Annotated in this window: 11 protein-coding genes; 7 read left to right on the forward strand and 4 right to left on the reverse strand. The window is 59.1% G+C overall.

Going from position 1 to position 10,620, the window contains the following annotated elements; all coding sequences use genetic code 11:
• Window positions 1–138 precede the first annotated feature (138 nt).
• Window positions 139–1,359: a VWA domain-containing protein gene (locus EnteroDNA1_RS16790; protein WP_033144537.1), complete on the reverse strand. Its 1,221-nt coding sequence runs from the start codon at window positions 1,357–1,359 to the stop codon at window positions 139–141.
• A 332-nt stretch (window positions 1,360–1,691) separates the two neighbouring features.
• On the opposite strand from EnteroDNA1_RS16790, the gene EnteroDNA1_RS16795 reads away from it, so the two are divergent.
• Window positions 1,692–2,813, forward strand: coding sequence for a ribosomal protein uL16 3-hydroxylase (locus tag EnteroDNA1_RS16795; protein ID WP_069303612.1), 1,122 nt, complete (start codon window positions 1,692–1,694; stop codon window positions 2,811–2,813).
• Window positions 2,814–2,912: 99 nt separating this feature from the next.
• On the opposite strand, the gene EnteroDNA1_RS16800 is transcribed toward EnteroDNA1_RS16795, so the two are convergent.
• Complete coding sequence (locus EnteroDNA1_RS16800; RefSeq protein WP_033144539.1) at window positions 2,913–4,328, reverse strand: aminotransferase-like domain-containing protein; 1,416 nt, start codon at window positions 4,326–4,328, stop codon at window positions 2,913–2,915.
• A gap of 176 nt (window positions 4,329–4,504) precedes the next feature.
• Between EnteroDNA1_RS16800 and EnteroDNA1_RS16805 the strand changes: the two genes are divergently transcribed.
• The gene (locus EnteroDNA1_RS16805; protein WP_069303613.1) at window positions 4,505–4,666 is read left to right on the forward strand and encodes a DUF1127 domain-containing protein; all 162 of its coding nucleotides are present in this window, start codon (window positions 4,505–4,507) and stop codon (window positions 4,664–4,666) included.
• Between the two features lie 39 nt (window positions 4,667–4,705).
• On the opposite strand, the gene pdxR is transcribed toward EnteroDNA1_RS16805, so the two are convergent.
• Window positions 4,706–6,094: a MocR-like pyridoxine biosynthesis transcription factor PdxR gene (gene pdxR / locus EnteroDNA1_RS16810; RefSeq protein ID WP_069303614.1), complete on the reverse strand. Its 1,389-nt coding sequence runs from the start codon at window positions 6,092–6,094 to the stop codon at window positions 4,706–4,708.
• A gap of 102 nt (window positions 6,095–6,196) precedes the next feature.
• Between pdxR and EnteroDNA1_RS16815 the strand changes: the two genes are divergently transcribed.
• Window positions 6,197–6,676, forward strand: a complete 480-nt coding sequence (locus tag EnteroDNA1_RS16815) for a carboxymuconolactone decarboxylase family protein (RefSeq protein ID WP_014882392.1) — start codon at window positions 6,197–6,199, stop codon at window positions 6,674–6,676.
• Here the strand turns inward: EnteroDNA1_RS16815 and EnteroDNA1_RS16820 are convergent.
• Complete coding sequence (locus tag EnteroDNA1_RS16820; protein WP_064673174.1) at window positions 6,663–7,565, reverse strand: LysR family transcriptional regulator; 903 nt, start codon at window positions 7,563–7,565, stop codon at window positions 6,663–6,665. The two genes, EnteroDNA1_RS16815 and EnteroDNA1_RS16820, sit on opposite strands and share 14 nt — an antisense overlap.
• A gap of 100 nt (window positions 7,566–7,665) precedes the next feature.
• Between EnteroDNA1_RS16820 and EnteroDNA1_RS16825 the strand changes: the two genes are divergently transcribed.
• The 4 genes from EnteroDNA1_RS16825 (at window position 7,666) to EnteroDNA1_RS16840 (ending at window position 10,614) form a co-directional block, all read left to right on the forward strand.
• Window positions 7,666–9,081 (forward strand): aldehyde dehydrogenase family protein, encoded by a 1,416-nt coding sequence (locus EnteroDNA1_RS16825; RefSeq protein ID WP_069303615.1) that lies wholly within the window; start codon window positions 7,666–7,668, stop codon window positions 9,079–9,081.
• A gap of 151 nt (window positions 9,082–9,232) precedes the next feature.
• Entirely contained in the window at window positions 9,233–9,556 is a 324-nt protein-coding gene (locus EnteroDNA1_RS16830) for an antibiotic biosynthesis monooxygenase family protein (protein WP_069303616.1), read from the forward strand.
• Window positions 9,549–9,944, forward strand: a complete 396-nt coding sequence (locus EnteroDNA1_RS16835; protein ID WP_069303617.1) for an amino acid-binding protein — start codon at window positions 9,549–9,551, stop codon at window positions 9,942–9,944. The genes EnteroDNA1_RS16830 and EnteroDNA1_RS16835 overlap by 8 nt, the downstream gene beginning before the upstream one ends.
• Window positions 9,919–10,614 (forward strand): ArsR/SmtB family transcription factor, encoded by a 696-nt coding sequence (locus EnteroDNA1_RS16840; protein WP_069303618.1) that lies wholly within the window; start codon window positions 9,919–9,921, stop codon window positions 10,612–10,614. Before EnteroDNA1_RS16835 ends, EnteroDNA1_RS16840 begins: the two co-directional genes overlap by 26 nt.
• The last annotated feature ends 6 nt before the right edge of the window (window positions 10,615–10,620 follow it).

The raw sequence follows: 10,620 nt of genomic DNA on the forward strand, positions 1-10,620 counted from the left end.
AGTATTATCGGCAAATGGCCGAAAACGTTTAGACCTAAACTAAACTTATTATTGGGACGTGCGCATATCCGATTGCCGCAAAAAAAAGTTTCGCTGTGAAACTATATTTCTGGCAATGTATTCATTTTCTCTAATGTGTTAATCACAACCCTGCGGTATATATTCCTTCACGGCGTTGTTCATCATCTTATTAAACTCCTGCGTATTATTGACAGCAAATACCTTTCCACCTGTATTGCTGGCAATACAGTTTCCGGCGCCGGTATTCATGATATCGACAACATTGACCTGTAATCGGGGCTTACGTTTTTTTAGCTCAAGCGCGACATCGCAAGGCGAGCCTCCGCATGTCTCTTCCCCGTCCGTCACCAGTAGAATTATGGCATCACGGTCAACGCCATTAACTCGTTTCCCCGCCTCTTCTAACGCCTCTGCCAGAGCGGTTTTACCCACCGGCTGGATTTTATCAATTAACTTTTTTAGCTCAGCGCGTTGTTCCGGCAGGAAAGCCGGAGTTGCGTTCACCTGGTGGCAATTAGCTGCGGCAATAAGGCTAATGTCCATGTCATTTGGCACGTCATCGATAATGTGTTTAGCGGATTGATGCGCGAGCGTAATGCGACGAGGTTCACGATCGATACCGGGTACAGGTTTATCCTGCATCCACCGCATTATCTCTTCTGGTGTGGCATCCATGCTCATGGCCATAGAGCCAGAAGCATCAAAAATAATAACCATTTCAGGTGCCTGCTGTTTTGTCCGCTGTGCCGGGCAGAGCATTTTGACCTGATGCTCAGGGGCTGGCTGGACGGGAGAAACGGCAGGAGTGGCTACTTTGACAGTCGGCCAGCAGCCGCGCAGGAGAACAAGAGCCAGAAGCAGAGCCAGTGCTAAAAGCCCCAGCCATAACCACCCACGCTTTTTAGCCAGCGGTTCTGCCGGCAACTTAGTTTCAGGCATGATGTCCCAGCCTGTAATCACAGGCTGACCGTCAACGATCCATATTCTTTCTGGTGAGGGCTGTCTGGCTATTTTTGCCAGTAACTGCAGTGTTTCGGGAGAAGTCTGCGCGCTAGTCGAGAGTGTTTGATGAAGTTGAGTGAGTGCCGCCAGCTTTTGTGAGAGGAGTATGGCGATTTTGTCTCGCTCAACGACGTTTAAAGCGTTAAAGCGTTGGGGTTTGCCATTTATTTCGCTATACCATTCAACCGCACCATCTTCAGCCTGCTGAGGGCGGGCAAAAAGATTGAGATAAGTTTTAGAAAGGTGTCGGTCAATAAGATTATTTAAGGCAGAAAACGTTGAAATATATTCTTGTAAGCAATGTTCGCTTTCAACAGTCCTTGTGATTCTAATCATTGCCTTTAATGAGCCAGGTATGCAAAAGAAAATAGCTTAGAGCTAAATATAAAGAATGACAATCTCTAATGCTAATCTTGTTCTTAAAATTAAAAAACTACCAGTTTTAAGAGGTAAGATGCCTTGAGTAAAAGTAAACGTCGGACGGGGGAAAAGGTTCATGAAAAATTATCATTTAAGTTTTACTTTAATACCACTTCACCTAATGACCAGGTTTAATCATTGCCAACACGCGCGTGGCAGGCAAATCATCTGCGCTTGACCCACGACAAAGCAGCCCTCCACGCTCTCCACCATAATCGCGCCTGTTTCCCCTCTCACTGGTGCTACCCATGGCGTATCAACTGAACCTGAACTGGCCGGAATTTCTTGAGAAATACTGGCAAAAACAACCCGTAGTGCTGAAAAATGCCTTCCCGAATTTTGTCGACCCGATCACCCCGGACGAGCTGGCAGGGCTGGCGATGGAGCCGGAAGTCGATAGCCGTCTGGTGAGCCATTTCAACGGCAAATGGCAGGCCAGCAATGGTCCGTTTGAGCACTTTGACGATCTGGGCGAAACCGGCTGGTCGCTGCTGGCGCAGGCGGTGAACCACTGGCATATGCCCGCCGCTGAGCTGGTGCGTCCGTTCCGCGTCCTGCCGGACTGGCGTCTGGATGACCTGATGATCTCCTTCTCCGTGCCGGGTGGCGGCGTGGGTCCGCATATCGATCAGTACGACGTGTTTATCATTCAGGGGATGGGCAGCCGCCGCTGGCGCGTGGGCGACAAGCTGCCGATGCGTCAGTTCTGCCCGCATCCGGCGCTGCTGCATGTCGATCCGTTCGAGCCGATCATCGACGAAGATCTGGCCCCGGGCGATATCCTCTACATCCCGCCTGGATTCCCGCACGACGGCTTTACCCATGAGACGGCGCTTAACTACTCGGTCGGTTTCCGCGGGCCGAACGGTCGCGATCTGATCAGCAGTTTCGCCGATTATGCGCTGGAAAACGATCTGGGCGGCGAGCACTACAGCGATCCGGATCTGACCTGTTGCGAACACCCGGGCCGCGTGGAGCAGTACGAACTCGATCGCATTCGCCAGATGATGTTCGACATGATTAGCAAGCCGGATGATTTCACAAAATGGTTCGGCAGCTTTGTCTCCACGCCGCGCCACGAGCTGGATATCGCCACCGCCGAGCCGCCGTACGCGCCGGAAGAGGTGCTGGACGCGCTGCAGGGCGGCGAAACGCTGTCCCGCCTGAGCGGCCTGCGCGTGCTGAACGTCAACGGCAGCTTCTTCATCAACAGCGAACAGCTGGAGACGGTAGACGCAAAGGCGGCGGATGCGCTGTGCCGCTACACCGAACTCGGCCAGGCCGAGCTGGGCGATGCGCTGAAAAACCCGGCGTTTGTTGAAGAGCTCACCGGGCTGATTAACCAGGGATACTGGTACTTCGACGAGTAACCTGCCTGTTGCCCGGTGGCGCTGCGCTTACCGGGCCTACAGGATCGGTTTTCTCCCTCTCCCTGTGGGAGAGGGTCGGGGTGAGGGCATCAGGCCGCACTACTCCTCCATTGCAATCACAATCGCTTCACCCATCTTCTTCAGCGCCTCGCGATTCTTCTCCGTCGGCGGCAGCGCCACGTTGATCCGCAGGCAGTTGCGGTACTTCCCGGAGGCGGAAAACAGCGACCCGGCCGCGGCCTGGATCTTCAGCCGACACAGCTGCTTGCTGACGCACACCATGTCGACCTTTTCCGGCAGCTCAATCCACAGCAGGAAGCTGCCCTGCGGGCGCGTGACGCAAATCTCTGCCGGAAAATACTGCCGCACCCAGCAGGTGTAGGTTTCCATATTCTGCTGATAAATCTGGCGCATACGACGCACGTGGCGATGGTAATGCCCGTCGCGAATAAACGCCGCCACCGCCATCTGGGTGCCCGGCACGTTAAACCCGCCCGCAGCGTATTTCATGTGCATCACCCGGTCGTAATAGCGCCCCGGCACAATCCAGCCGACGCGCAGGCCCGGAGCCACGGTTTTGGTAAACGAGCTGCAGAGGATCACGCGGCCGTCGATATCCATCGAATGAATGGTGCGCGGGCGTGGGTACTCCGCCGCCAGCTCGCCGTAAATATCGTCCTCGACAATCACGATATCGTGCCGCTGGGCCAGGGCTAAAACCTGCTTTTTCCGCGCTTCCGGCATGATAAACCCGAGCGGGTTATTGCAGTTGGGCACCAGAATCACGGCCTTGATCGGCCACTGCTCCAGCGCCAGCTCTAATGCCTCGATGCTGATCCCGGTCTCGGGATCGGTAGGAATTTCAATCGCCTTGATGTCAAACCCGCGCAGCATCTGCATGGTGCCGTGAAACGACGGCGACTCCACCGCCACGATATCCCCCGGCTTGCACACCGAGAGCAGGGCAATCGACAGCGCGCCGTGGCAGCCGTTGGTGATGACAATCTCGTTCGCCGCTACGGTGGAGCCGCCGTCCAGCATCAGGCGGGCGATCTGCTCGCGCAGCTCCAGGCGGCCGTCGAGCACGTCATAGCTCAGCATCTCGGCAGGATTATGCTGCGCGATGCGGCTCATCTCGCGCCACAGGGGCTTCAGGCTCGGCTGGTTAATATCCGGCGAGCCGCCGCCGAAGGAGATCATCTCTTTGTCGGCGCGGGCGTCCAGCAGCATCATCACCTCATCCCACTGGGTGACGTCCACGGGGCGCTGCACCGGGCGCGTCATGGCCGGAACCGGCGGCTGGGCTTTGCGCTGCGAAACAAAATAGCCGGAGCGCGGCTGGGGGGTGATCAGCTGGAGGTTTTCGAGGATCTGATAGGCCTGCTGTATGGTGCTGATACTCACGCCGTGCTCCTGGCTCAGCGTGCGCACCGACGGCAGACGTTCGCCGCTGCGATACAGCCCTTGTTCAATACGTTCTGCCAGAAGGTTGGCCAGATGTTGATAGCGCGTCATGCTGTATCCTTTGTTTTCACCATACAGATTGTAAAACCAGTACAGATTGCCGTAAAAATTGGCATGCAGATATTGTTTTAGCGGATCTGTATGTTAAACAAAAGGTGTTTTTGAGTCTGTATTGCACAGGCCGATTTCCAGGATGATAACCCCACTGGTACTGTGAGGAGAGCATCATGGAATTCTATGAGAATCGTTCAAAACGTCCGTTCGTCGTGTTTGTCTGGATCGGCAAAACGATCTGCAACTGGTATCGTATCAACCGCACCCGGCACATCCTGAGCCAGATGAGCGACGAGCAGCTCAAGGACGTTGGTTTATCCCGCAATGATGTTTAAACCGTAGGCCGGGTAAGGCGTAGCCGCCACCCGGCGATTTCAGCTCAACAGCGCAAGCGTCTGCCGTTTCGGCCTCTCCAGCAACGCCAGCGCCTCTTCATACGACCGCACGTTGTTATAGCCCATCACCAGCCCGTAGCGTTTGCCCGACCCGCAATACCACTCCGAAAGCGCATTCACCTGCAGCTGCTGTTCCTGCCAGCAGCGCGCCACTTCCCGGTCACCGCTGCCTCTGGTCAGGAACGCCACGATATGCATCCCACCGTCGTTTTGCTCGGTGAAAAACAGATCGCCATACACCTCGCGGAGAGCCGCAATCATCCAGTCGCGGCGGGTCTGATACAGCGCGCGCATCTTTTTCAGGTGACGGAAAAAATGCCCTTCGTTGAGAAACGCGGTGAGGATCTTTTGCGTCAGCACCGGCTGGCCGCTGGTGGTAATGTCCGCGCAGTCGGTAAAGGCCCCGACGGTGCTGGCGGGCATCACCACGTAGCCCATGCGCAGCGACGGCATGATGGTTTTACTGAAGGTGCCCATAAAAATTACCCGGTCGTGCTGGTCGAGGCTTTTCAGCGACGGCAGCACCTTGCGGGTGTAGTGAAACTCACCGTCGTAATCGTCTTCGATGATCCACGCCTCGTTCTGGCTGGCCCAGTCGAGCAGCTGCTGCTTGCGCGGCAGCGATAGCGTGACCGCCAGCGGGCTCTGGTGCGACGGGGTGACGATGGCAAAACGGGCGTCGCGATGGTGACGGAGCAGGTAGTCCGTATCGATGCCGCAGTGGTCGACCGGCACCGTGTGCAGGCGCGGCACGATCCGCTTGAGCAGCTGCTGGCCCATAAAGTAGCCCGGATCCTCAAACACCACCTTGTCGCTGCGGCTGGCGAGGGTGTCGAGGATCAGCCGCAGGCTGCCGCTGTAGCCGCTGGTGATCAGCACCTGTTCGGCGCTGCAGGACAGCCCGCGTGAGATATTAAGATAGCTGGCGATGGCCTGGCGCAGCGGATACCAGCCCAGAACGGGCGGATTGAGCATCTCCTCCTGACGCATGGCGCGCGTCGCCTGACCCGCCAGCAACAGCCATTTTTTATACGGGAAGCTGTCGAGGGCGGGGATGCCAGGGCGCAGAAACCCGGCCCGCTCGCGCTGGCTGATGAGCGATGCCGGAAGCGTGCCGGTGGGCTGTTCCCCAGGGGCACTCTTATCCGGCAACAGCAGGTCCGGGTTGACCCGCGTGCCGCGCGCGCCCCGGCTCACCAGATACCCTTCCCCCGTCAGAATGGCATACGCCGTTTCGACGGTTTTACGCGCCACCTTCAGCTCTTCCGCCAGCACGCGGATGGCAGGCACCTTATCGCCCGGCTTCAGCACGCCGCGCGTGATGTTGTCGCGATAGCGGGAATAAATCTCGTGATAGCCTGGCTTCATGTCCTACCTCATTTCACGCGTTTTGTATCTTTTTACTATGTCATGAACGGCGTAGATTTGCCGCATCGCATGACATATGCCGCACAAAAAAGAGGAAAGACAATGAGCACTCGCGTTAACCACCACAAAGTTACACCCGCCCTCGCCAACGCCCTGTCCGCCCTGAGCATGGAGGTGGCAAAAACCTCCATCGACCCGGCGCTGAAGCACCTGATCGACATTCGCGTGTCGCAGCTGAACGGCTGTACCTTCTGCCTGGATATGCACTCGAAAGAGGCCAAAATCGCCGGCGAGCGCGAGCTGCGCCTGTACCATCTGGCGGCCTGGCGCGAGTCCCCGCTGTTCAGCGCCCGCGAGAAAGCCGCGCTGGCCTTCACCGAAGCGCTGACCCAGATTGGCGTTCACGGCGTGAGCGACGCGTTGTACCGCAGCGTGGCGGAGCACTTCTCGGACGTGGAGATTTCAGAGCTGAACTTCGCCATCGTGGCGATCAACGCCTGGAACCGTCTGGGGATCACCTCCCGCATGGCGCCGGGCTCGCTGGACGCGGCTTACGGGCTGAACAAGGCTAACCTGGAATAATCCCGCGCTCGCGGATCGTCGCCACCAGCGCCCGCAGGCCTGGCGGGACGTGGCGATGGCCGGGGTAGTAAAGGCGCAGTCCGGCAAAGGGCTGCGCCCAGTCGTTTAAGACGCTCACCAGTTCTCCACGCTCCAGCTCTTCACGGATATACAGTTCCGGCAAAAATCCCACCCCTAATCCCGCTTTTACGGCGCGGATCGAGGCAAAAAGATCGGACGTCGCAAAGCGCGGCGGCACGGCAAGGGCGTACGTTTCCCCCCGACGCGCCAGCTCCCAGCGGTAGATCCCGCCGTGGGCCATGCGCATGCCGATCCCCTGATGCGAAAGCAGATCGTCCGGCGTCTGCGGAATGCCGTGACGGGCAAAATAGTCCGGCGTGGCGGTAACCAGCTGGCGGATCTCTCCGGTCAGCGGCACGGCGATCATGTCCTGCGGCACGGACTCTTCAAGGCGGATCCCCGCGTCATAGCCTTCCGCGACGATGTCGATCATTCGCGCTTCGCTGACGGTCTCTACGCGCATCTTCGGGTAGCGGATCATAAAGTCGATCAGCAGCTGGTCCAGAAACAGGGTGCCGATATGGTTCGGCACGTTCAGACGCAGCGTGCCGGCGGGTTCCCCGGTGTCGCTGTGGATCTCCTCGCTGGCGAGACGGATCTCCTGCAGGGCCGGGCCGATACGCGCCACGTAGCGCTGTCCGGCGTCGGTGAGCGCCACGCTGCGGGTGGTGCGGTTAAAGAGGCGGGTATCAAGGCGGCTCTCCAGCCCGGCGATGGCGTTGCTGACCGCCGTGGCGGACATGCCCAGCTCCTGCGCCGCGGTGCGAAAGTTGCCGCGCCGCACGACCGCCATCACCACTTCCAGCTCTGTCAGACCTGAACGATGCATAGATTATCCTGAAAATCGAAACAACCCTTGCAGCATAGCGTGGATTATCGCAATGGAGAAACCGTGACAGACTGTGCTCACACAGCCTGAGGAGGTTTATATGCACACCATCGAACAGATCTTTATTAACGGCGAATTTGTTACCCCGCACGGCAACGAGTGGTTTGATTTGTACAACCCGGCGACGGCGCAGGTCATCGGCCAGGTTCGTCTGGCGGATGAGATTGACGCGGAGCGCGCCGTTGCGGCGGCGAAAGCGGCGTTCCCGGCGTGGTCGCAGACCACTAAACAGGAACGCCTCGCGGCGCTAAAACGTATGCACGCCGCCGTGGCCGCCCGTCACGACGATCTGCTGGAAGCGGTCATTGAAGAGTACGGCGCGCCCGCTTCGCGCTCTGCATGGATGGCCAGCTATCCGGCGGAGGTGATTGCTCAGGCCATTGAGGCGCTGGAGGCGTTTGAATTTATCACCCCCGCAGGCGCAGCGACGGTGCAGATGACGCCGCTTGGCGTGGCTGGGCTCATCACGCCGTGGAACAGCGACGCGGGGTTTATCTGCGGCAAGCTGGCGGCCGCGCTGGCTGCGGGCTGTACGGCAGTCATCAAGCCGAGCGAAATGAGCGCCCTGCAAACCCGGATTGTCACCGAAGCGCTGCGCGATGCCGCACTGCCGCCGGGCGTGTTTAATATCGTCACCGGACGCGGCGAAACCGTCGGTGAAACCATCAGCCGTCATCCCGACGTGGCAAAAATCTCGTTTACCGGCTCGACGAATACCGGCAAGGCGATCCTGCGCAACGCGGCGGAGAGCTTTAAGCGCGTTACCCTGGAGTTAGGCGGTAAATCGCCGACGATCCTGCTGGATGATGTGGATCTGGCGCAGGCGATCCCGCTGGTGATTCAGGCCGGATTTATGAACAGCGGGCAGGCGTGCGTTGCCGGAACGCGCATTCTGGTGCCGCAGGCGCGCAAGGCGGAGATCGAAGCCGCATTGGCGCAGGCCGTGGCGGCGGTGAAATCGGGCGATCCGCGCGATAGCGCGACGGACGTCGGCCCGATGGTCAGCGAAAAGCAGTGGCAGCGGGTGCAGGGCTATATCCGTAAAGGAATCGAAGAGGGCGCGCGCCTGCTGGCGGGTGGTGAAGGGAGACCGGACGGCACGCGAGACGGCTGGTTTGTGCGCCCTACGCTGTTTGCCGACGTGAACAACCAGATGACGGTCGCCCGTGATGAGATTTTCGGCCCGGTGCTGTGCGCGATCCCTTATCGTGACGAGGCGGAGGCTGTCGCCATTGCCAATGATACCGACTACGGACTGAGCGCGATGGTGCTGGGCGGCGATGCGAACCGCGCGCGACGCGTGGCGCAGCAGATTGTTTCCGGTCGCGTGCTGGTGAATACCCTTGCCCATGAGCCGAAGGCGCCGTTCGGCGGGTTTAAGCACTCCGGCGTGGGGCGCGAGATGGGCGAGTGGGGGATCCGGGCGTTTATGGAGCCGAGGTCGATTCTGAGCTAAAACCTGCCCGGTGGCGCTGCGCTTACCGGGCCTACAGGAGCCCACAGGCCGGATAAGCGCAGCGCCATCCGGCACAACATTTCGCTCTTTGCCGAAGCATCGTTCCTCTCTACCCTGCATTCTCTCTCCAAATCACTACGGAGAGACCATCATGATTGCAGTCATTTTCGAAGCCAAAGCCGCGCCCGCCCATCAGGCGCGCTACCTGCAGCTCGCTGCCGAACTCAAACCTCTGCTGGCGGACATCGACGGCTTCATTGATATCGAACGTTTTCAGAGCCTGACGACCGACGGCAAAATCCTGTCCCTTTCCTGGTGGCGCGACGAAGAGGCCGTCCGCCGCTGGAAGCAGAACGTCTTCCATCAGGCGGCGCAGGCCGAAGGGCGGGAGTCGATTTTCGCGTACTACCGCATTCGAGTGGCGCAACTGGTGCGGGAGTACAGTTCCGAAACCGGAGGGCACACGGATGTATGACGTTCATGTGATTTTTAGCGACAGGCCCGGCGAGCTGGCGCGCTTTGGACAGCTGCTCGGGCGCAACGGCGTGGGGCTGGAGGGCGGAGGCGTATTTGGTACCGATGCCCATTTTCTGGTGGAAGACGGGGAAAAAGCGCGATGCGTGCTGCTCGACGCCGGGTTTACCGTGCAGGCGGTGCGTAAGCCGGTGATCCGGAAACTCAGGCAGGAGCGCCCCGGCGAGCTGGGTGAAATTGCGGCGGCTCTGGCTGCACGCGGCGTGTCTATCCTTACCCAGTACAGCGACCACGCGAATCACCTTATTCTGCTGACGGATGATGATAAGCTGGCCGCAGAGATCACCGAACCCTGGGCGACACATGTTAAAAACGAGCCTACCTCCTGATAACGGCGCGGCGCTGGAACAGGCCATTGCCGCGGTGGCTGCCGCAATGGCCGATCCGTCGCGCGTAAAGATGCTGTGCGCGCTGATGGACGGGCGGGCGTGGACCGCCACCGAGCTGAGCGCGGCGGCAGACGTTGCGCCGTCGACCGCCAGCGGCCATCTCGCCCGGCTGGTGGAAGGGCAATTGGTTACCTGCCTGTCGCAGGGGCGGCACCGCTATTATCGTCTGGCGGGGCACGACGTGGCGGCGCTGGTCGAGCATATGATGGGGCTCTCCTGGAGCCGCATCACCCCGCCGGAAACAACCGCGCCGAAAGCCATGCGCGAGGCCCGAACCTGCTACGACCATCTTGCCGGAAGGGTTGCGGTGCAAATCTACGATTTTATGCAGGCGGAAGGCTGGCTGGAGGCAGACGGTTCAGCGCTCACGCCGTATGGCCGGGAGCAGTTTCTGAAGCTTGGTATTCCGTTAAATCCCAATACACGTCGCAAGGCCTGCTGCGCCTGTCTGGACTGGAGCGAGCGGCGGTTTCATCTGGGCGGTGAGGCGGGCGCGGCGCTGCTCATTCATCTGGAAAGCAAAGGGTGGATCCAGCGGGTGGCGGGGTACAGGGAGGTGGTGGTGACGGTTTCGGGGAAAAGTGCCGTCAGGAGACTTTTTAGCCGCTAAACTCTG

Source organism: Enterobacter sp. HK169 (assembly GCF_001719105.1).
Lineage (GTDB): Bacteria > Pseudomonadota > Gammaproteobacteria > Enterobacterales > Enterobacteriaceae > Enterobacter > Enterobacter asburiae_B.